The organism is Flammeovirga sp. SJP92 (genome assembly GCF_001583495.1).
GTDB lineage: Bacteria > Bacteroidota > Bacteroidia > Cytophagales > Flammeovirgaceae > Flammeovirga.
Genome location: NZ_LQAQ01000044.1, coordinates 19,575 through 42,889 on the forward strand (window position 1 = coordinate 19,575; position 23,315 = coordinate 42,889).

The 23,315-nt window shown below is 33.5% G+C and carries 18 protein-coding genes; 17 read left to right on the forward strand and 1 reads right to left on the reverse strand.

The annotated features are described in order from the left end of the window. Positions 1-28: 28 nt before the first annotated feature. On the reverse strand, positions 29-622 hold the full coding sequence (locus AVL50_RS11425; protein WP_062616636.1) for an HNH endonuclease: 594 nt from the start codon (positions 620-622) through the stop codon (positions 29-31). A 305-nt stretch (positions 623-927) separates the two neighbouring features. Here AVL50_RS11425 and AVL50_RS11430 point away from each other — a divergent pair, with 305 nt between their 5' ends. The 17 genes from AVL50_RS11430 to AVL50_RS11510 all read left to right on the forward strand — a co-directional run bounded on the left by AVL50_RS11430 (position 928) and on the right by AVL50_RS11510 (position 23,232). Then, on the forward strand, positions 928-1,431 hold the full coding sequence (locus AVL50_RS11430; RefSeq protein WP_062616637.1) for a hypothetical protein: 504 nt from the start codon (positions 928-930) through the stop codon (positions 1,429-1,431). Positions 1,432-1,552: 121 nt separating this feature from the next. Beyond that, complete coding sequence (locus tag AVL50_RS11435; RefSeq protein ID WP_062616638.1) at positions 1,553-2,632, forward strand: acyltransferase; 1,080 nt, start codon at positions 1,553-1,555, stop codon at positions 2,630-2,632. A 266-nt stretch (positions 2,633-2,898) separates the two neighbouring features. Next, the gene (locus AVL50_RS11440) at positions 2,899-3,516 is read left to right on the forward strand and encodes a TolC family protein (protein ID WP_062616639.1); all 618 of its coding nucleotides are present in this window, start codon (positions 2,899-2,901) and stop codon (positions 3,514-3,516) included. A 15-nt stretch (positions 3,517-3,531) separates the two neighbouring features. Next, positions 3,532-5,700, forward strand: coding sequence for a hypothetical protein (locus AVL50_RS11445; RefSeq protein WP_157491286.1), 2,169 nt, complete (start codon positions 3,532-3,534; stop codon positions 5,698-5,700). Beyond that, a complete protein-coding gene (locus tag AVL50_RS11450) occupies positions 5,690-6,913 on the forward strand; it encodes a glycosyltransferase (protein ID WP_062616641.1) in 1,224 nt (407 codons plus the stop codon). Before AVL50_RS11445 ends, AVL50_RS11450 begins: the two co-directional genes overlap by 11 nt. A gap of 41 nt (positions 6,914-6,954) precedes the next feature. Continuing rightward, complete coding sequence (locus AVL50_RS11455) at positions 6,955-8,478, forward strand: O-antigen ligase (RefSeq protein WP_172826819.1); 1,524 nt, start codon at positions 6,955-6,957, stop codon at positions 8,476-8,478. Positions 8,479-8,667: 189 nt separating this feature from the next. Next, positions 8,668-9,825 (forward strand): sugar transferase, encoded by a 1,158-nt coding sequence (locus AVL50_RS33780; RefSeq protein WP_062616643.1) that lies wholly within the window; start codon positions 8,668-8,670, stop codon positions 9,823-9,825. Positions 9,826-9,954: 129 nt separating this feature from the next. Continuing rightward, the gene (locus AVL50_RS11465; protein ID WP_062616644.1) at positions 9,955-11,037 is read left to right on the forward strand and encodes a glycosyltransferase family 1 protein; all 1,083 of its coding nucleotides are present in this window, start codon (positions 9,955-9,957) and stop codon (positions 11,035-11,037) included. Further along, on the forward strand, positions 11,034-11,924 hold the full coding sequence (locus AVL50_RS11470) for a glycosyltransferase family 2 protein (protein ID WP_062616645.1): 891 nt from the start codon (positions 11,034-11,036) through the stop codon (positions 11,922-11,924). Before AVL50_RS11465 ends, AVL50_RS11470 begins: the two co-directional genes overlap by 4 nt. A gap of 3 nt (positions 11,925-11,927) precedes the next feature. Further along, positions 11,928-13,133: a glycosyltransferase gene (locus AVL50_RS11475; RefSeq protein ID WP_062616646.1), complete on the forward strand. Its 1,206-nt coding sequence runs from the start codon at positions 11,928-11,930 to the stop codon at positions 13,131-13,133. Beyond that, positions 13,123-13,746, forward strand: a complete 624-nt coding sequence (locus AVL50_RS11480) for a DapH/DapD/GlmU-related protein (RefSeq protein ID WP_062616647.1) — start codon at positions 13,123-13,125, stop codon at positions 13,744-13,746. Before AVL50_RS11475 ends, AVL50_RS11480 begins: the two co-directional genes overlap by 11 nt. A 5-nt stretch (positions 13,747-13,751) precedes the next feature. Beyond that, positions 13,752-14,660 carry a glycosyltransferase family 2 protein gene (locus AVL50_RS11485; RefSeq protein WP_063850676.1) on the forward strand — a complete coding sequence of 303 codons (909 nt, stop codon included), beginning with the start codon at positions 13,752-13,754 and terminating at the stop codon, positions 14,658-14,660. A gap of 50 nt (positions 14,661-14,710) precedes the next feature. After that, positions 14,711-15,898, forward strand: coding sequence for a glycosyltransferase family 2 protein (locus AVL50_RS11490; RefSeq protein ID WP_062616649.1), 1,188 nt, complete (start codon positions 14,711-14,713; stop codon positions 15,896-15,898). A gap of 63 nt (positions 15,899-15,961) precedes the next feature. Next, a complete protein-coding gene (locus AVL50_RS11495; RefSeq protein ID WP_062616650.1) occupies positions 15,962-19,042 on the forward strand; it encodes an Ig-like domain-containing protein in 3,081 nt (1,026 codons plus the stop codon). Positions 19,043-19,046: 4 nt separating this feature from the next. Continuing rightward, entirely contained in the window at positions 19,047-19,955 is a 909-nt protein-coding gene (locus AVL50_RS11500; RefSeq protein ID WP_082795766.1) for a type IX secretion system membrane protein PorP/SprF, read from the forward strand. Between the two features lie 2 nt (positions 19,956-19,957). Beyond that, on the forward strand, positions 19,958-22,135 hold the full coding sequence (locus AVL50_RS11505) for an OmpA family protein (protein ID WP_062616652.1): 2,178 nt from the start codon (positions 19,958-19,960) through the stop codon (positions 22,133-22,135). After that, entirely contained in the window at positions 22,135-23,232 is a 1,098-nt protein-coding gene (locus AVL50_RS11510; protein WP_062616653.1) for a glycosyltransferase family 1 protein, read from the forward strand. Before AVL50_RS11505 ends, AVL50_RS11510 begins: the two co-directional genes overlap by 1 nt. Positions 23,233-23,315 lie beyond the last annotated feature (83 nt).

Here is a 23,315-nt window from a genome sequence, read left to right on the forward strand (position 1 = left end):
CATGCTTCATTTAATAGTACTCAAACTACTAAACTGACGGAGCCTCTTTTTCTGGTTTCTTTTTACCAAATAGTTCTCTGATGATTACATGAGGGTATACTGTGTGTCGTTTACCTTCATAGTCTTCTGTGTCAAAGAAAGAGATTTTTCCATTCAATCTTTGTTTGATTGGTTTAGGGTTTCCACTTTTAAAAGACAAAACATCTCCCTTCGAGTTTATACTCAAAAACGGAAGTTTTGGTATTGGAATGTAGAGTCTGTTATTCTTTACATATTTTTCAGGAGCATAGTTAAATTCCTGTTTTCCTTTTAATGGAACCCACTTTAAGTTTTCAACACTGTTGTCATAAATGTCTCTGTTGATGTGCCAAACTTTTTTTCCTTTGGGATTGAAAATAGGCAAAAACGTTCGTCCAACCAGCGTATGCAAGTAAGCAGTACTTTTAATTTTTTTTCCTTCTTTTTCCTTCTTTAGAGTAACTTTAAGTTTTTGTGTAACATTACATTTATAAGCTTTTAAAAAGTTAAAATTACCTTCTTCATAGTCTTGTTTTAACAAAACGAGACCGTCCATGTTAATCATGTAATCTGGAAAACCGGGTATTTCTTCAAATTTTCTCAAGGTGAATGCTAGTTAAGTCTATTATTAATATTGTTTGCTAGAATTAATTATTGATATTTATTGTATATCGAAAATCAGGCTTGCAAAAACAACAACAAATCAATTATTTCGCAGATATGTTTTTTCTTGTTTGATTTGATAAATGAGTCATAATTCACATATCCTATTTCAAATATAAAAACCTCATTTCCTTAAACAAGCATAGAAAAGTAAGCTGTAAAGATGTATTAACTTAATAAATACTAATGTTGATGTTAATTAACACAGAAATGAATGCAAATTCACAAAGATAAACCCTAAAAAAGATGGAAAGGCTTTTTAGTTCAAAAGAAGACAGAGATCAGTTTGTAAATAATATTTTAAAAGAGGGCAGGTGTGATTGGCTTTATGAAGAGCTGAAAAAGCATGATAACCCACATGGTAATCAACTTGCATGGGCCTTATCTGCAGTTTGTGATAGAGAAAATCAATGGTTTGAAAAGCACAGGGATGATATTGTAGTTTGGTTGCCAAATGTTAAAACTCAAGGGATAAAACGTTCAGTGCTGAGATCTGTGGTTCCACTGCCACTTTCAGTAGAAAAAGAAGGAGAGTGGGTGGATTATCTTTTTGAATTGACTCAAAACACAGAAACAGATATTGCCGTAAAAGTCCATGCTATTGAAATTCTTTCAAAATATGTAATACGATACCCTGAATTGGCTAATGAGTTGTATCTTATATTAGAGGATAACTTGCCCTATTACGGACCTGCTTTGAAGTCAAGAAGCAAAAAAGTAATGAAGAAACTTACCAAGGTATTATACTGACAAAAGAAGTGCTGTTTAGTTTATTTGTAGAAACTATTGCATAATTATACTGTATCAACTGCGTTTACCCGTCATTTTTTATAATTGTTTCTATCTTTCTATTTCACTAGCTAAGAATAGAATGAGTAATCAGAAAATAATGCCCAATTTACAACCCCTAAGAGGTTTTCTTGCATTGTGTGTTGTAATTTTTCATATCCCCGAAATTTCTAAAACTGTCAATATAGTTTCCTTTTCAGATTGGCCCATTTTTCATAAAGGGGAAGAAGCCGTTTGGGTATTTTTCACACTAAGTGGCTATTTAATTATTGGCCAATTGTATAAAGAGTTGAAGAAGGGTGATGTGGCCATACGTAAGTTTTATGTTCGGAGAATATTGAGGATTTATCCCGTCTATTATGTGGTGCTCCTTTTTGGCTTTACGTATTATAGCTTAATTCTTCCAGCATTCAATATTGAATATCCTGTAGAATATTCCATCGTAGAAGGTTTAGCTTGGTGTATTGGATTTTTACCAAATGTATTTAAAGTACTGTATGCCCCTGGAGCAATTTTACTCGTTTTATGGTCTATCGGTATTGAAGAGCAATTTTACTTAATGGTGGCACCATTGGCAAAAATATCAAAACCTAGACCATTCATTATTGGCCTAATTGTATTTACTATTGTCAGCTTTATTCTCTTTTTCCTTCCAGGGTTCGATTTCCTTAGAAAATATCATTTTATTTATTTTTATATGTCATTCGGTGGACTATTATCGGTACTTCATTACGAAGGCAAGATCAATTACTTGATCATTAAGAATGATATCCTACGTTTGGTTTATTATTTTATGTTTTTCGGATACTTTTTTACAGATGCTTTTGTATTTAACCAAGATGTATTTGTTCACTTGTTTAGCTTTCCATTTTTTGGAATATTTATTCTGAATATTTCAAATGAAAAATTATTTATCATCAATAACAAACTCTTGAACTATCTAGGAACAATCTCTTATGGTGTCTATATGTATCATATGATTGCAATTAATTTTGTATTGTTTTTGGTCATGAAGCTAGAAAATAAGTTGGGTTTAAGTGATTTTTCTTTGATTTTACTGATAAACTTTACTTGTATTATTTTGACAGTAATTCTCTCGCATTTCTCATTTTTCTATTTTGAAAAGCCATTCTTAAGGTTGAAAAAGAAATTTAATGCCTAAAAAAATGGATAAGAATTTTTCTGTAATACTGAAAATAGTATTTTTCTAATAATCTATGTTCTAATAAAACTGAAATACAGCATAGAGTATATATTCATTTAAAAGTTTGCTAAATTAATTAAAGCACAAAACATGTGCGTCACTCTTATAGTACTCAAATTCTATAATCAACTAAACAATTAGAAAAGAGGTCCTAGAAATTTAGCCTAAACTTTTATCATTTATTAATGAATATCAAAAAGACCACCATATTATCATTACTATTTATGCTATATTCAATTCAAACTTATGCACAGTTTGAAACTAATATAAATTATAAACTACTCGATTCACTTAAGGAATTAAGATATGACGTCGCCTATTCATTAAAAATACAGCAAGAGGATATTTTTGCCGCAAAAGAAGCATTACATTCTACTCAAAAAAGCTGGCTGGCTTCTTTTACCATTGGCGTAAGTAGTTTTAGATACTCCTCTGATGGTGTTGCAACACAGATTTCTGCTTTTTCAGATATAGGAGTGACTCTTTCTTTAGATCTTTTTTCATTTGCATCACTCAACAATAGGATTAGAATTGCTAGGCATGAACTAAGAAAAAAAGAACTTCAATATTTCAGTCAGCAGAAAGCACTTGAAAGAGAATTAGTAGGCGTTTATTCCACCTATTTACTTGCTGTAGAAAAACTCAAATTGTTAACGAGCCAAGAGTCCAATCAACTTGAAATATTAAACTTAGTCAAAGAAAAGTTCCTGCGGGGTGAGGCTAAAATTGATGATTATCTCGCCATTGAGGAACTCCTAGAGAAAACGCGAATTGCCAAAATAGAAGCAGAAGTCGCTTCTGAAATGGCCTACAAGGAATTACAAATTCTAACCACCGAGTAACCGAGAATATATTAAGTGCAAACTATATATTACATATTATTTGAGGTCTTAAAAAGATGGTACTTGTGGACTATTCCTCCGGCAATAGCCGCAGTATTTGTCTATACCAAAACAGCAGACTTTAAAAGCTTCGAGTCCAAATCCAAACTTCAGTTTGAACTGACCAGTGACGAGAACTTGACTTTAAACAGTAAATCAATCAAACTGTTTGAGTATGGATTCTTATTTAGTGATGTTATTGAGGTGGCTCGATTACAGCACGTTACACAAAGAATTCAGCTTCGTATTTTAAAAGATGGAGTAGGCAATAAAAAGTATTTTGATTTTGCTGTAGATGAAAACCTTTATGGTCCGAATGAAATTATTCAGAGAATAGACTATCTCATTGAGAAAAATAAACTATTGGACATGCAACGTCCCATTGACGTTGTGATACTTCAATTATTAGAAAAGAATGGAATTACTCCAGATGCTGTTGAATCAAAAATTAAGATTTCAAGAATTGGTTCCAGTAAATATATGACCATAACAGCTGAAGATAAATTGGCAAAAGTGGCGTATTTCTATGTGAAAATAATGGCAGAAGAATGGACACAAGAATACAAAAATGAAATAGGTCATCAGCTGACAGGAAAAAGAATGATCATAGAAGAAACGACTAACAAAGCAAAAGAGGAATTAGACTATCTACTTGATTCATTAAGAAACTATCAAGAGCATTTTAATGTTTTTAATGTAGAGGCTTCTTCTGATGCAGTCAATGAACGGATATTGGAATTGCAGAAAATGCTAGGGACATTAAATAAAAATCATGCTGCAAGACGCCGTGCCATTGATTATATCAAGCATCAGTTGGAAGTGAAAACAGATTATGGATATGCTAATCAAAACCAAAAATTACATGAACAAATTGTTCATTTGAAAGATTCACTCCAAGCATTAAAATTAAGTAGAGAATTTGACCAGTTTAAAGCCGATCAGTTGCCTTTTGATTATCAAGCAAATCTTGAAAATGAAATTTCACACTTAGAAGGCCGCTTGCAAAATTCACTCAATGAATCCATAATCAATACTACTTATGACCCATCAGCAACAAAGCAAAGTATAGTTTCTGATTTGGTGGTTTTAGAAATAGAATATGAAAAAGAAGAGGCAATGATTCCTGTCGTTGAATCTCAGTTATGGTCTGTAAAAAGTGAAGGGAAAAGATTGGTAGGAATTATATCTCATGTAGATAACCTAAAGCACAAAATCAATACTAAAGAAAAGCATTACCTCAAATTATTGGATAAGCTCAATGTTGCTTTAGTCTTGGAGAAAGATGCCGGAAAAGACCTTTTTGTGATAGAAGAAGCGAATTTTCCATTGAAACCTAAGAGTTCAAAAAGAATGCTTTTGGTGGTTGGTACTTTTATGGGCGGTTTACTGCTCATTATTGTAGCCATAGTTGCAACAGTAGCATTGGATAAAAATCTCCATAAGACTTTCCAATTTGAACATGAAACTATGATTAGTTCTGTTGCCCTCGTTTCAGGCCGAAGGCATAAAGTCAATGCAATTGTTCAGAAAATACCGAAGCTGAATCAATTTGTTCAGAAGAGGTGTCAGAAAAAGAATAAGAAGTTAGATGCACTTGAGCGTGATGTTATCAAATCAATTAGAAAACAAGTGTTGGAAATTGACACAAAAGAGTCAGGCATTATATTATTCAACTATGTAAGGAGTAATAAGATGCAATATCATACGGTAAAGAAACTGTATGATTTTTTGCGTGTATTGGAGGTAGAAACTTTGATCCTTTACGCCAATTGGGATATGCCTGATGTAGATTTTGAAGATGCTCCAATTATTGGAAATAGCTTTGCTGATGTGGAAACAGCCACAGCATCTGGCATGATAGATCTTTCCAAATATGCGGCTTCTCCATACGATTATGCATTGCCTAGTAAGTGGTTCAAAATGCTGAAAAGATTAAAAGAGCAATATAAATACATTTTCATTTTACCTCCTCCAATCTACAGTTCATTAGAGTGGAAAGAATGGATGGACCTGTCCTCAGATTTATACTATATGTATGAACTGCATTATCCATTTAATGAAGATGATGCTAAAAATCAACATGAGATGTATGAGTCCCATCTCAACATTTTAGGTACTATAATTACTGAAGATAATGAATATTAATTACCCTGATTTAGCCCTTTATGGTTTTCAAATAATAAGTTTTTACTTTTTATGCTATAGTTTTTATTGGATGATGACACTTTTCATCGGCTCATTTTATAAAGAACCTGAAGCCCAGTCTTTCCCAATGAAAGATAGGTGGTTGGTGGTTTTGCCCGCATATGCTCCAAATTCCACATTTTTTGAAGTATTGAAAAGCATACGTGATAATCAGCCTCCGAATGCAGTGGAGATGAAAACGTATGTTTTATTTCAAAATACCAATGCCAAATTCATTGATCAATGCTACCAGAAAATGGACTTTTTGTGCAATCATAAAAGCTTTCACAATCAAAAAGGGAACTCCTATGTACATGCATTGAAATTTATCTGTCATCAAATTACTTCAGATAATCAATTGAAAATGTTTGACCCAACTCATATTATTTTGTTGGATAAAGATAATATTATAGCTCCTGATTTCTTCTATAAATTATATGCTTTAAGGGGTAATGAATATGATTTGATTCAAGGCAAAAGGCTGCCCTTATCACATGTGAATGGTGTGACTTCTTATGACCAAATCTCAGAATCATTGAATGATATGATGATGCGACAATACAGAGTGAAAATGGGTTGGTTGCCCGAATTAAGTGGTAGTGGTTTTTTAGTTGATAAAAGACTTTTCATAAAAGGCATCAATAAATTAGATGAGAACAACCCAGGTATGGATAAGAACCTTTTAATCAATTGGTTGTTGAATTTTAATGATATCAAGGCTTGCTTCTCTAATTCTACTATAGTTTATGAAGAAAAAACAGATGATATAGAAGTTTTAGGAGCACAGAGAACACGATGGTTTGCAGAACAATATCAGACTTTAGCCACTTATTTTAGTCAACTTGTATTAAAAAGTATTTCATCATTGAGGTTGGAATTATTGGACTATGTCTTTGCTTTATCTCGCCCGCCAAGAAGCATACATTTATTGATTGTTCCAACATTACTGATCATTGAATTAGCTGCTTTCAAAATTTCAATCTTGAATCTTTTATCCTTTTTATTTCTATCCTTTGGTATTATCCTGTTCTTAACCAATCAGAGATTATGGAGAGCTGCATTTCAAGTACTAAAAATGTTTCCTTCTTTGATCATAAGTAACATCAGAAGTATACTTAAAATAGGGGGACAGACAAAAGGCAATTTTATTCATACTGAAAGAAAAGATAAATAGATAGAACAGTGATGCGCGTAGCCAAAAAAGTAATTAAAAAGATGATAGGAGAGCGGTATAACACCAATTTTGGTGTTTTCTGCTTGATCTCTTTTGCATTAACTGTAGGCGTATTGGTAATGAAAACCAATTGGGCTACAGCGATTGCACTTGCTTTTGTATGTGTGGCTATGCCTATATTTTTCTCCCTCTTTGTAAAACTTGAATTTGCTATCTATTTCTTTCTTACACTTTCTATTTTCATTGGAGTACCTCTCAAAATCCCGACTTCAATCCCAATAGGTATTTCGTTTGATAGTTCCATTTTATTTACATTTTTTGGGCACGTTTTCAGGTGTTACGAAAAGAAAGATTACAAATCTACTTTTAAGTTCTTTCCCGTTTATTTTGTATATGCATGGATGGGATATAATTTTTTACAAGTAGGAAACCCATGGGCTGCGTCAAGAGCAGCTTGGTTTTATACCATGCGACCTTATGTGTTTTATCCTCTGATTTTTGTTCTTACTTATTATCAGTTCCGTACAAAGGAACAGATTTTAAAAGTATTACATTTTTTCTTAGTAATCACAACAATTTGTGCAGCTTGGGGCTGTTATCAATTTTTATTTGGGTACTTGAATTTTGAAATGATGTGGGTGTTGGCTAATGATGCCAAACATTTGGTATATATTAACGGACGCTGGAGATCTTTTGGAACAACAGGTTCACCTGCTCACTTTGGTGTACTAATGGGATTAATGTTTAATTTCTATGCAATTCTAATTCCTGTTTACAAGAAACTTTCTCAGAAAATATTTATGATGATAGCATTGTTAATTATTTTCTTAGGGTTGGTTTGGTCAGGTACAAGATCAGGTTTTGCAATTGTACCCATTGGTTTTATAATCATAATTGGACTTTGGGGGAACACTAAAATTTATATCGTGGGAGCAATATTAGTTGCAATAATGACTTTTGTGATTGTGACACCCTCTAATAATTATCATATACAAAGAATTCAATCTACTTTTAATGCAAGTGAAGATGAATCGTATAAAGAAAGAAAAAGAAATCAGGAAAGAATAAAACCATGGTTGGCGAAACACCCTATTGGTGGTGGTTTGGGGAGCACAGGGATTTGGGGTATGAAATTTTCTCCTGGTACAATGCTCTCAGGTTTTGCTCCTGATTCAGGTCACGTTCGTGTGATGGTTGAGACAGGCTATGTCGGATTGGTTGTTTATCTCTCATTTTATGCTGCTTTGTTACTTCCCGCATTTTTCAAAGTCAAAGTATGGAGTTTACAGGACCAAGATTACAAACTTTTAATACTCACCTTCTTTTCATTTTATGGTGCTTTTATGGTTGTAGAACAAGCACAGGATATTAATGGGATTTTACCTTTCAGTGTTGGCTTATGGTTCTTCTCCGCCATATTCTGCCGTCTTATTAAATTAGCCTTGGAAGATGAATTAAGAAGATGGGTCGAGTTGAATGATCAACGTAAAATTGAATTTGAAGAAAGAGAAAAAAGAAAATTTGCAAAGCGACAAAAATACCTTAAAAAATTATTTGATGAGTAATAAAAATACCCTTTGAAGTTAACTTTAGAAGTACCCTATAAAATACTCAAAATACTCCATCTAATAAAAACGAATTGAAATATTTGAAGATCATGCATGATTTTTAAAACGATATTTTTGAATAAAAAGCATTATTGAATCATTCATCAATATTCATTGTTATTTGATAAACAATTATTACACACTACAATGAGAAAAGTACTATATCTAGAAGACGATCGATTTATGTTTGAATTTGTGGAACATGTTCTAAAACATAAGTACGAAATAATTGAAGCAAGAAGTGTAGAACAGGCTCAGGAAATCTTATCTAAATTATCTATTTCTTTGTTACTATCAGACTTACATATTCATGATGAAAGCATGATAGATTTTTTAGGGGAACTGAAGAAAAATGACGCCTATAAAAATCTGCCGATAGTTGTATTAACTTCTGAAATTGATGTCAACTGTAAAATGGAACTCCTGAAATCAGGAGTAAGTGAGTACATTACCAAACCTTTTGTACCTGAAAACCTTGATATCATCATTCAAAATGTGATCTATCAGTTTGAAGTTTTGGAGGACTATGAAATGGTAGAGTTTCCAGCTCAGAAATTAATTAAACGTAAGAAGAATCTTTATGTAATGTTTAATGATTTCACCAAGAGAATTTTTGATATTGTGGTCTCCTCAACATTGATTATTTTACTTTCACCATTGCTAATAGTAATAGCTGTTGCTATTCGAATGGAGTCTAAAGGAAAGGTAATTTACTCAGCCAAAAGAGTAGGAAGATATTACGCCATTTTTCCATTCTATAAGTTCAGGTCTATGCGAGTAGACGCAGATAGTATGGTGAGTTCTTTACAAAAAGACAATGCCTACAATAATGAAGAAGAAGAATCAGGAAAAGGAATAAATTTGGATAAAGATCCACATATGCTTTATAGTGATAACGGATATCAAGTTTCTTATAAAGATTACATCAAAGAGAAAAATAAATCTTCATTCTTTAAATTAAAAAATGACCCTAGAGTCACAAAAGTTGGAGCACTCATTCGTAAGACAAGTCTTGATGAATTGCCACAGCTTTTTAATGTACTTTTTGGGCATATGTCAATTGTTGGGAATAGACCTTTACCAATATATGAGGCAGAGCAAATGACCAAAGATAAATCCATCTTAAGATTTTCAGCTCCAGCAGGTATTACAGGTTTATGGCAAGTAGAAAAATCAAAAAGAGCATTTATGTCCATCGATGAAAGAATAGAATTGGATACAAAATATGCTAGAAAGTATAATATCTTTTACGATATAGGATTGATGTTGAAAACAATTCCAGCTATGATCCAAAAAGAAGAATAAATTATATTAGAATCATCAATTAAGCTTTAATATACACTATATAACATTGTATTGTACAATCTCTATATTTTAGAAAAGATCCTGATATTATTTAGTACTTTTAGCTATTATCATTAAAACCAATAGAAAATGAATATTCAATTTCTTTCATGTTTAGAAGGAAAGTTTGGTATTGGTCAATATTCAGAAAGATTAGCCCAAGGAATGTACCGAAATGGTTTAGAGATATTGCTCTCTAGAAAAAAGGGAACTGAATTTCCGTTTACTAACCATTACCATCATCGCTCGTTAAAAAACCTAAGAAACTATATAGCACCCTTTTATATGTCTAGAGAATTAAATCAACAACATAGGGAGTATTCAATTTATCATGCGGATAACATTGATGCCTTCACAGGGTTCTATTGGTCTAACAAAAATAAAACAGGAAAAAATATTGTCACCATTCACGATGTAATTCCACTTCATTTTAAAAATACAAATCCACTCATTCATCAATATTATCTCTACCAGTTAAATACTTCAATCAAGCAATCCGACTTGATTATTACTGTTTCGGAGACTTCTAAAATTGATTTAGTTAACATGACAAATGTGTCTCCTGATAAAGTGAAAGTGGTTTATAATGGAATTGATCATTCAACATTTTATTGGGATAAAAATTTCAAAACCCAAAACGAAAAATTCACAATAAGATATTTGGGAGGATTGGGTGTTGTACATAAAAATGCAGTGGCCTTAATAGAAGTAGCTAGAATTTTGGAAGAGAAAGGGTTGGATTTTAGTATGGAAATTGGAAGTGGCAATGCGGCTTATACCAATCTTCCTGAATTAGTTGAGAAATATCAGCTCCAAAATGTTTCTTTTGTTGGTTATGTAGATGATAAAGATTTACAGCAATTTTTACAGACTGCAGATGCATTTTTATACCCTTCAAAATTTGAGGGCTTTGGTTTTCCTCCACTAGAGGCAATGGCATGCGGTACAGCAACAGTATCTTCGAATGAAGGTTCTTTGGGTGAAGTTCTAAAAAATGGTGCTTTACTTTCCACTTCTGCACCAGAAGAGTTGGCCGAAAATATCATTAAATTGATGGAAGATGAAAACCTCAAAAAGGAATACGAATTGAAGGGCATTGAAACGGCCAAAAAGTACACATGGGAGAAAGCGACGAAAGATCTTGAAAGTATTTATGAAAACCTAATGTTATGAAAATAAGTATTATAGTACCTACTCACAATAGAATGTCTTCTATGCTAACATTGGCTGAAGCATTAAATAATCTCGATTACCCTGATTATGAGGTGATAGTTGTTTGTGATTCCTGTAAAGACGATACTAAAAAAGAATTAGAAGCAAAATATGGCCAACAAGAGAATTGGCAAATATTAGAAGTTGAAAAAGCAGGTCCTGCAAAAGCAAGAAATACAGGAGCAAGATTAGCAGTAGGAGAAATTTTAGCGTTTACGGATGATGATTGTATTCCTGACAATAATTGGCTACAAGTGATTCGTTTAAACTTGGAAGGCAATCCCAATATTGTAGGCTTAGAAGGTCTTACTTATACTTATAAAAAAGAAGTAACACCACTTACTCATCAAATTGAAAATTTGGATGGCAATCCAGCAGTTCCTACTTGTAATGTAGCATTTAGGAAAAGTACCTTTGAGCATTTGAATGGTTTCGATGAAACTTTTCCTTATGCTCACAATGAGGATGCAGACTTTGCCTGGAGAATGAGAGAAGTAGGAGAGATTGTTTTTGTAGAAGAGATGAAAGTCTGTCATCCGCCTCGTCAAGAATCATTTTCTAAAATGAAATCAAGAATGAAGATTTTAGAAAGTGAATTTTTACTTTATTATAAAAACACCAACCTATATCACAAATACAGAAATACATCACCATGGATTACGATCTACTGGGAAGTATTTTTCTATCATCAAATAATGAATCTGAAAAGTACATTCAAATACTTCTTCAAACCGAAGCTATTTTTAGGGGGATTAAAATTAATTTTCTATTGGTGGATTGATTTAATTCTTCTATTTCCAAAATATTTTGCTTCAAACTTTAAATACCAAAAACAGTTTCAATCATAAACTATGCATATTTTTAGACCCATTGTATTACAAGCACTAACAAGAGTTGATGAACAGTTTGGTGCTACATCTATCTCTTTAGCTAAAAAGTGGTCTAGAGATAGATTGGTTTTTTATGTTGATCATCCATATACATTAAAAGACCTTACAAATCCGGCTTTCGCGGAGCAAATCAAGAAAAGAAAAGAACTTTGGAAAAAGGGAATTCATCACTTTCAGCCATTTGATGATTATCCAAATTTCATCAATATTTGCCCCGAACCTGTATTTCCAATCAATTTCCTTCCTCCGGGATTAATATACAATCAATTGAAAGCAAAAAATTGTAAGTCAATTTGGAAAGCGATTGATTCGGTATTGGATCGTTTCCATGTTAAAGATAACTTCGTATATATCAATTCGTTTAATCCTGTATATTTTTCTATTTCTTCTAAGAAAAAGTCAATAATGTCAATTTATCATTGTGTGGATTTGATAGAAGGGGAAAAGTATATTGCAAAACATGGAATTACTGCTGAGAAAAAAGCAGCGGAGAAGGCCGATTTAGTAATTACAACTTCAGATGACCTGAGGTATAGATTGGAACCTTACGCTAGACAAATTGAGACGGTTTATAATGGTGCGGATTACGACTTTTTCCAAAGAGAAAATTATTTTGAATCGCATTTATTAAAGAGTATTCCTAAAGGAAAAAGAGTGACTTACGTAGGGAATATTGGCTTGAGAATTAATTATAAATTATTAGAAAGCATTGTAAAAAGCGACCCTGAATTACAATTAATTTTAATAGGACCAATTAATCAGCGAGAATTCAGAGGTGAGAAATTATTGGAATATAGTAATGTACATTATTTAGGGCCTCAGAAAATGGAAGATGTTCCAGATCTTGTCTATTATTCAGATGTTTGTATTATTCCATTCCTTTGCAATGACCTTACACAATGTATTTATCCTTTGAAAATTAATGAATATTTGAGTGTGGGTAAACCTGTACTTACAACTCCTTTTACAAACTTAGAAGATTTTGAGGAAGTGATTCATATTTATGATGATGCACCATCTTTTGAGGTGGAATTAAAGAAAGCACTTAAAGACTCCAAAGAAAAAGTAGCGAGAAGAAAGGAAATTGCCAAGAATAATAAGTGGGAAAACAGGGCAAGTCAATTTCATAACATTTACCTTGATAAAATAAATAGAAATGCTCAGTAGCTTAAAACTATATGTTCAGAATAATGACTGGTTGAAACAGTTTATTCACCAATCCCTTGTACTTTATTACAGACCAAGGTTTTGGGTACGAGTACTTTTATTTCCTTTTTATATCAAGAGGGGTAGAAAAGCTGTGATCAGATCTTCTGCTCGCCTGGACTTATTTCCGTTTAATAAAGTTACTATTGGGAAAAAGACAATCATTGAGGATTTTGTGACTCTAAATAATGCCGTAGGGGATTTAGTCATTGGAAATAATGTGATTGTCGGAATGGGCAATACTATTATTGGACCTGTAGAAATAAAGGATAATGTACTATTTGCTCAAAATATTGTGGCTTCTGCTTTAAACCATGTTTTCGAAGATCCCGATGTGCCAATTGTGGATCAAGGTGTCAATACAAAAAAAATAACAATAGACGAAAATTCATGGATAGGTGCTAATGTGACCATCACACAAGGTGTACATATTGGAAAACACTGTGTGATTGGAGCAGGAAGTGTAGTAAACAAAGATATTCCTGACTATCATGTGGCTATTGGAAACCCTATCCGATTAGTCAAAAGATATAATTTCGAAACCAAAAACTGGGAAAAAATACCTAAACAATAATTATTATGCTCTCGATTATCACCGTAAACTTTAGACAATTAGACGTTACGCTAGAACTAATTAAATCCTTAATACAATTTGCACCTAAAGAGTCAGAATGGATTGTTGTGGACAATGGATCACAAAAAGATATTTCAGCACTTTTAGAACGAATGGATTCAAGAGTTAAAGTCATAACCTCAGAAGAGAATCTTGGTTTTGCAGGTGGAAATAATCTTGGAATAAATGAAGCTAAAGGAGATTTTCTATACTTTATCAATAACGATACTATAGTGACAAAAAGTTCATTTCAACCTTTATTAGATTCAATGCAAGATGAAAAGGTAGGTATGGTTTGTCCCAAAATTCAATATTATTATACTCCCAATACCATTCAATATTCAGGTTTTACGGAGATCAATCCATTTACGGGAAGGAACAGAGTGATCGGAGAAAGAGAGCAGGATAAAGGACAATATGATAATGTAAAGAAAACTTACTTTGGACATGGAGCCGCCATGATGGTAAGAAGGAAAGTGATTGATGAGGTTGGCGGTATTCCTGAAACGTTCTTTTTGTATTATGAAGAAATGGATTGGTGCAAGAAGATACGGAAAGCAGGATACCAGATTCAATACAATGGCAAAGCAATGATTTTACACAAAGAATCTATTACAGTAGGAAAATTAAGTCCATTGAAAGAGTTTTATATGACGCGGAATAGGATTTTATTTATGTATAGAAATTACTCAATTATTTATTTTATCGGGTTCTTTTTATTCTTCATGATGTTATCATTTCCGAAACGATATTTCTTCTTACTCAACAAAGATAAAAAGCTAAATAGTGCATTGAAGGCCGGTCTCTTCTCTGCACTATTGTATCTTTTCAATAAAAGCATGGCACAACCCAAAGATGGGCTCAAATACGCTTAGAGTTACCACTTAAATTTTGTACTTTGTTTATATAGTTAAAAAACCTAGAAATGACTGCTAATTACCAATTATTATTCTGGGGACTTCTATTTGTTGTTTTATACAGTGCAGTAGGATATCCCGTATTACTTTATTCAATTCTATTGATTAAGAGAGTTTTCAAAAAGAAAAAAGACCTTTCTGCTTGGACAGATGAAGCTTGTCCTGAAATAACCATTATTATTCCGGCCTATAATGAAGCTTCAATTATCAAAGAAAAAGTAGAGAATACATTAGCACTTCAATATCCAGGTAACAAGAAAAATATACTTTTCATAACAGACGGAAGTACAGATGAAACACCAGACATTATTAGAAAATTTCAAGATCAAGGCGTTGAGCTTTTGCATTCTCCAGAGCGATGTGGGAAATCTGAAGCACTTAACAGAGCAATGAAGTATGTGAAGACAGATATTGTAGTATGCTGTGATGCAAATACTATGATAAATAGGGATGCTTTAATCCACATTACAAGCCATTATAGAAACCCAAATGTTGGTGGTGTTTGTGGAGAGAAAAAGGTAATCACTCCATCTTCAAACGGAGCCGCCTCAGAAGGAGAAGGAGCTTATTGGCGCTATGAATCAAAACTAAAAGAATGGGACGCCGAACTGACAAGTGTAATGGGAGGAGCAGGAGAACTGTTTTCTATAAGAACTTCACTTTATCCTTCGATTCCAAAAGAAATTATTTTGGATGACTTTTTCATTACTATGCATATCGTTCAAAAAGGTTTTAAAGTGGCCTATGAAAAAAATGCCTATGCTACAGAAACTTCATCAGCTTCAGTACAAGATGAAATGAAACGAAAAGTGCGTATTGCATCAGGAGGATTCCAAATTATGTTGGTTTTAATTCCTATGCTTAACTTCTTCAAGTACGGATGGGTGTCGTTTCAATACATTTCACACAGAGTATTACGATGGCTGATTGTCCCTTTTGCATTACCATTGCTTTTACTGTTAAATATATACCTAGCATATGAACTGAGGGGGATTTATGAATACACTCTCCTCATACAAATCCTCGCTTATGCTACCGCATTAGTGGGAAGATTTTTAAAGAAAAACAAAGTACAGATAAAAGGACTGCTCTTTCCTTATTACTATGCCTTTATGAACTACTGCGTTCTGCTGGGCTTCTTCAAGTTTCTGCAAGGAAATCACTCCTCTATCTGGGAGAAAGTAAACCGACAATAAATGTATACTACCACCCAAAAATATCGACTTCTTTTTATACCATTTCTGACATTGTTGCTCGCAATGATCCCATTAAAAACGCAATATGATTATTTGACACTTGGATCATGGGATGCAAATGGTGTACCTTCATATTTAGATGGACGAATTGCTGTTCCAACTGATGTTGTGGATAGAACCAGAGCTTTAATTGAAGATTCATTGAGAATCTTTGGCAATGCATTTTTGGATAGAAATGCTACTGATGTTTATCTGAAACAAGAAGGAGAGGTCTTTGTGACTCTACTTTATGAAGATGCAGGGTGGAAAAATACATTAGGCTTTTATACTTATACAATTGATGATATACCACAGAGTTCTGGTGAAATAGGAGACCTCACAATCATCTTTCCAAATATCGACAGTCCTGATATTGTAGATAATGGAATGCGGATTAGTTTGGGTACTTATCCCGAAAACACTGTGTTTGGTTTTTTCTTGGTGGCCCAAGGATGGAATGGTGGAATTACTGATGGTGATTATATGTTGTTTACCAATGGTGATTTCAATTCCTCATTTACCGCAGGTACACTTTATAATCAGATGACTATTATTTTTGCAAATGATCTAACAGACGCTACAGAATTTGATTTCCTTCTATGTATGGAAGACAATGTGGATCTTTCTGCCGGTGATTACGATTATAATGATGCTGTATTTAAATTAGAGTCCACTCCTGATGTAGCATTGGATCAATTTAGGGCGGAGGCCTTGATTCCGCCAGTAGCAGAAGATACATTGATTACCGTTTTTCAATATGATACAGTCACATTTTCAATTGACAGCTTACTTCAAGATCATAATTATATTGATTATTCATCTTTGGAAATACTTACACCTGTTGACCCAGATGACCTTTCACTGATCTCATTTAGCGGTACAGATCTCACTGTTGGAATGACTGACGGAGTGTTCGACACTTTAGCGTTGGATTATAGAATCTGCAATGAAAGTTTTACTAACCTTTGTGATACAGGTGTCATCTATATAGCGTTAGGTAGTATAAACCAACCTCCAGTAGCGTTAAAAGATTCATTGATTAGATATGATGTTTCACTTACAAATACTGGTCTTCCATTAAGTGTTTTAGGGGCTGATCCAGATGATAATTTAAATACAGATCACCTGAGAGTCATTTCATCACCTAATGATATTTTCTTTACAATTTCGGATGATGGACATATTAAGATTGTACCTCAATTAGATGCAAGTGGTATTGATACTGCCTTCTTTGAAATTTGTGATTTAGGTACTCCTATATATTGCGACACAGGTTATTTCTTAGTGAATTTTCCAGTATTGCCGGTCGCTGTGGATGATGCCGTTAACTTGCCTGATGGTCATGAAATCAGTATTGATGTATTAGCTAATGATACGCACCCTGATGATGATTTAGATTCTACTACTTTAAGAATAATTGAAGAACCCGATATAGAAGGTGTTGAGTTTGAAGTAGTAGATGGGGAAATCGTACACACACCACCAGAAGATTTTGTGGGCTCGTATGATCTTACATATGAAGTTTGCGATAAATCAACACCACCAGATTGTGATCAAGCAGTTTTGACTATTACCGTTTTTGATGATGATCCAGTGGCAGTCAATGATACATTAAGTTTACCTGATGGTGACCCTGTAAATATAAATATACTCGCCAATGATACGCATCCTCAAGATGATCTAAATCCTGCATCATTAAAAATTATTGAAACGCCAGATATAGACGGAGTGACTTTTGAAGTCGTCAATGGAGAACTAGTGCATACCCCACCAGAAGGTTTTGAGGGTACCTATGAATTGACTTACGAAATTTGCGACAATTCTTCTCCAGCAGATTGTGATCAAGCTGTAGTTGTTATCACAGTGTTTGATGATGATCTTTTGGCTGTTAATGATACATTGGATCTTCCTGATGGAGAGTTAGCTATAATCGATGTACTTTCTAATGATTTTCATCCCGAAGATGATCTTGATCCCGAGTCTTTAAGAATTATTGAAGAGCCGGATATCGATGGTGTTGAATTTGACGTTGTGGATGGAGAAATAGTACATACACCACCGGAAGGATTTGAAGGAACTTATGAGTTAACTTATGAAGTTTGTGATAATGCAACTCCGGTAGATTGTGATCAAGCTGTTGTTGTCATTACAGTAGTTGATAATGATCCTACACCAAGGACAAACCTACCACCTGTTGCAAAAGATGATTTTGCAATCACTGATGTTGACGTTTCAGTAGAGTTGCCAATTCTTGATAATGACTACGATACTGACGGTCATCTAGATTATTTTACTGTCGCTCTGATAACATCTCCTCTCAATGGATCAGTCTTGTTCGATGGTGAAATTACAGACGGAGATACATCAGTTGTAGCTCATTATTTCCCGAACAAAGGTTATTCAGGAGTAGATATTTTCACTTATGAAGTCTATGATAATGGAAGTCCTAGAAAGAAAGATGAAGCCATCGGGATTATTCTGATAGGCGATGATGGTTATGTATCTGAAAACTCATCATTGTATTGGATTGATTCAGTGAAAATATTTGAAGGAGAAACTTATAATCTGCCATTAGAAGAAAAGGTAAATAAAGTCACTGACATAGACCTATCTTCTCCAACCACTTCTTTATACGGTTCTCCAGATTTAGAAAATGCAGATGCTGAAGCTGTTGATTCTTTAAATATTCTTTATACAGCACCAGATTCAGTTGCATCAGATGGAGAAAGAGATTACGTTTATTACAGTGTTTGTAATGATGATGAAGAGTGTGGTTATGGCTTGTTGATTGTAGATATTTATCAAGAGGGAACAGTAATAGAAGAGGAAATTGATATAACAGTTTACAATGGATTTTCTCCAAACGACGACCTAATCAATGATTTCTTTGTTGTAGAAAATATTGAAAGATATAAAGACAATCAATTGAAAATCTATAATAGATGGGGACAAGAAATCTATCAAAAAGAGGGGTACGCCAACGAATGGAACGGTAACAATAATAATGGAGAACCACTCCCTGATGGTACTTACTTCTATGTAATCCTTATTGAATTAAATAACAAAACCAATACATTTAACGGGTATGTGGTACTGAAGCGATAAGAAGATGAGAAAACTATTAATAATCCTAGGACTAATATACATATTTGGAAATGAGGGGAAGGCTCAACAATTACCAATGTTCACCCAATATGCTTATAATACATTGGCCATTAACCCGGCATTTGCAGGAACCAAAGATGGAATTGATTTTCTATTATTAAACAGGTGGCAATGGGTAGACTATGAAGGAGCTCCAAATACCTTTAACTTCAATACTTCATTTAAAGTGGCTGACAAATTTGGTATGGGAATTAACTTTGTCAATGACAAAATTGGAGTTTCTACCACTAATACCATGCAATTGGCGGGTTCATATATGACGCAACTCAATGAAAAGTTGACATTGTCATTTGGTTTGGCACTTTCTGCCACCTCATATCGGCACGATTGGACTAATGTCAGTCTCCAAAATCCATCAGATCCTACATTCGGGTCTAATAACGAAAGCCTTACTAATATCAACACTGGCTTTGGTCTATACCTCTACAGCGATAAATATTACGTAAGTTTTTCAATCCCATATATCCTTGAAAACAAAATCACCAATACATCTGAAGCACAAGAGTATAGACATTATTTCTTAAAAGGGGGAGTTCATTTTCAAGTCTCGGATCATGTAGATTTTGTACCATCAGCATTATTGAAGTACGTGACCAACAATGATGTTCAATTAGATCTCACTGCCACTTTTATTTTACAGAAAATGCTTTGGCTTGGAGCAACGTACAGAACACAAGATGGTTTTGCATTGATGGCTCAATTGGATGTAAGAAAGAGATTTAGGCTTGGGTATGGTTATGATATTCCAGTAACAGATATTCAAACTGCAACCTCAGGTTCACACGAAATTATAATAGGATTCAATATAAAATCAAAAACGAATAATGTAATCGTGAGTCCAAGATATTTTTAAATATGAAATTTACTATTGTACTTATTCTATTGCTTCAACTATTATCTCAAACTATTGTATTTGCTCAATCTCATGATACTAAATTTATGAAAAAAGCAAATGAGTATTTTGAAAGAAGCGACTACATACTTGCCATTGATTACTTTGAGAAAGTCAATAAATTAGACATTATCTCAGAGTATAAGTTGGCTTATTCCTATCAGCATACATTACAGTATCTTGAAGCTGTAAGGGTATATGAAAAGCTAGTCAACTTTAATTGGGAACTTTCTGATGAAGTATTATTGAACTATGGGCTGATGTTAAAGTCATTGGAACAGTACAATAAAGCAGGAAAGGCCTTTCAAAGGTATTTGTTTAAAAACCCAAGAGATCATGAAGTGAGGGACCTTTATTTGTCTTGTCAGTCCAATCAATTAAGGAAGCTAAAAAGAAACAGATTCAATGTAATTGTAGAAGGGCTTTCTTTTAATTCTGAACAGAAAGATTTCAGTCCTTTGATCTTCGACAGCGGAATTGCTTTTTGTTCTTCAAGACCTTTAAGAAAGAAACTTACGGTACACAATCGAGATGGCTATTCTTTTATCAATTTGGTAAAAGTAGATAAATCAAAACTAGGAGCTTACACCGATGTACAATTGCTAGACAAAGATATTTTTTCTAATCATCACGTTGGTCCATCTTATTTTGATAAATCTTCTAATATGTTGTACGTCACTATCAACGTGGACAAGAATGAAGTGATTGATGGAGAGAACTTTGATATTCATCACTTAGAGATTCGGACGGCAAAATATAAAGATGGCCAGTTTCAAAAAATGTCTGACTTTGAACTCAATAATAAAGAATTTTCTGTTGGTCACCCCACTTTGACTAAAGATGGTAATACCATTTATTTTATTTCAGATATGTCAGATGGAAAAGGAGGAACAGATATATATGTCAGTCATAGAAATCTATCAGGAGGTTGGGACCCGCCCTATAATATTGGTGAAATGATCAACACTTCTGGTAATGAAGTTTTTCCATTTATATACAATGATAGTACATTATTTTTCTCTTCTGATAGACATATTGGATTAGGAGGTTTAGATATTTATAAAGCTAATATTAGAAATAACAGGGTAGTTTCCGTAGAGAATATGGGCTATCCTTTTAACTCTTCAAAAGATGATTTCGGTTTAGCTATAGATCATGACATCGAAGAATTTAATGGTTATTTCTCTTCCAATAGAGATGGAGGAACAGGAGCAGATGATATTTACCGATTCAGAGAGGTACCTGATAACATATCTGTCTTAGTAGTTGATAGTTTAACCAAAGAACCATTGCCAAATTCTTCTGTTATTTTATTTGACTGTGCAAAGGAAGAAATATCAAATGGAGTTACAGATGATAAAGGCTTTTATGCTACCTCCATCGACTTACATGATTTTTGTCAAGTGGAAGCGATGCAGATGGGTTATATCCCAAAAATTATCAATACTGAATACTTGGAAAAAGAGTTTGGTGGAATGTATGTCATCATTGATCTCGTGAAAGGAAATCAAATCAGAATGGAGGGAGATATTATTGATGAAAATACAAAGGAGAAGATACCAAATGCTACCATTGCATTGCAGGATAGTAAATACATCCATCTCAATAAAACTTCATCAAACCAATTCGGTCATTATCAGTTTATTTTTGGTGATAAAGCACCCGATCAAACCTTAAATTTAAATGTGTCAGCTTCAGGCTATTTAGCAAAAGATGCTAGTGTAAATGCTAATAATGTAAGTTTAGACGGAGTGATTCGCAGGGATGTTTATCTCAAGAGAATGATCAAAAACGATCTCCTTGAAATTGAGAATATTTATTATCCCTTCGATAAAGCCTATTTAACGCCTGAAGCGAAGGTAATATTAAATGATTTACATAGAATAATGGTCAATAATCCCTCTTTGATAGTTGAGCTTGGTTCACATTGTGATATCAGAGGTAGTGATGATTATAATATTGATTTATCAAGAAGAAGAGCGGAGTCAGTGATCAGTTATTTGAATGCAAAAGGAATAAAAACGAGGAGACTTGTTTATCAATTCTATGGAGAAAAAGTGAATGCTGTAGACTGTATTTCATGTACAGAATCTCAACATCAATTGAATAGAAGAACTGAATTTAAAATTCTAGATTACTAATGGAAGATCATATCAATTTAGTGAGCTGTCAGCATTTCTTTTCAGGAATAGGACGGTATAGTTTTGAATTAGGAGAGGAAATGTACAAATCAGCTCCAATACAGCTTTATAAGCCTTCTAAACCAAGTAATGCGGATCATTTTTATGAAAATCAATACGATTGGATCAAGGGGTATTTCTACAAATCCTTCAGAAATCTACACCCTTATGTATTGCCTCTTTTTATAAAACAGGCCCTAAATCAATCTTTCAATCCCAATAAAATTTACCATGCACATTGGTTCTTATCTGGCTTAGCGTTGTCATATTTTAAAGATGCTCGATTTGTTGTCACTATGCATGATGTTTCATTACTTCATGTTCATGAAGGTGATCAATGGTTTATGAAGTACTATAAATGGGCCATCAATCGTTTTAAGGAAAGACGAGTACCCATCATTGTGGTCTCTGAAAGTGCCAAAAAAGATACGATCATCCATGCCAAATACCCAGAAGAATTAGTTCATGTAATTCATAATGGAATCAATTTCGATCAATTTTACCCTTCAGAAAATACAGAAAGAAAAGAAGATCAGTTTAATATTATCTATACAGGTGGATTAGGGGAAAGGAAAAACCTACAGTTGCTATTAGAAGCCTTTCAAAACATAGAAAAAAAATTTCCTTTTGTAAAACTTAGAATTGCGGGTATGTATCCTGAACGGACTGTATATCCTCAAATTGCAGAAGATTTGAAGCTCAAAAATGTCATTTTTGAAGGGTATATTCCAGATGAGCAATTGATCAATTTTTATCATGAAGGTGATTTGCTTGTTTTTCCTTCTTTGTATGAAGGGTTTGGATTTGCACCATTAGAGGCAATGGCAAGTAGTGTGCCTGTATTGAGTGCAAAAGGTGGCTCACTCAGAGAAGTTGTAGGAGATGGAGGAGACTTTTTTGAGTATGAAGTCAATGATTTAAGTATGAAAATATCAAATGTAATAGAGGACGAAGTTTATAGACAAGACCTTATCAAGAGAGGAAGTTTGTGGGTCAAAAAATTCACATGGGAAGAAAGTGTTAGAAAAACTAAGGATGTATATAAATTTGTCAGTTAAGGACCAATTTAATTATTGGTATTTTTTAAGACCTCGCACTGTTAAATGCGAGGTCATTTTTTAATAAATAAGATAAAGAGTTT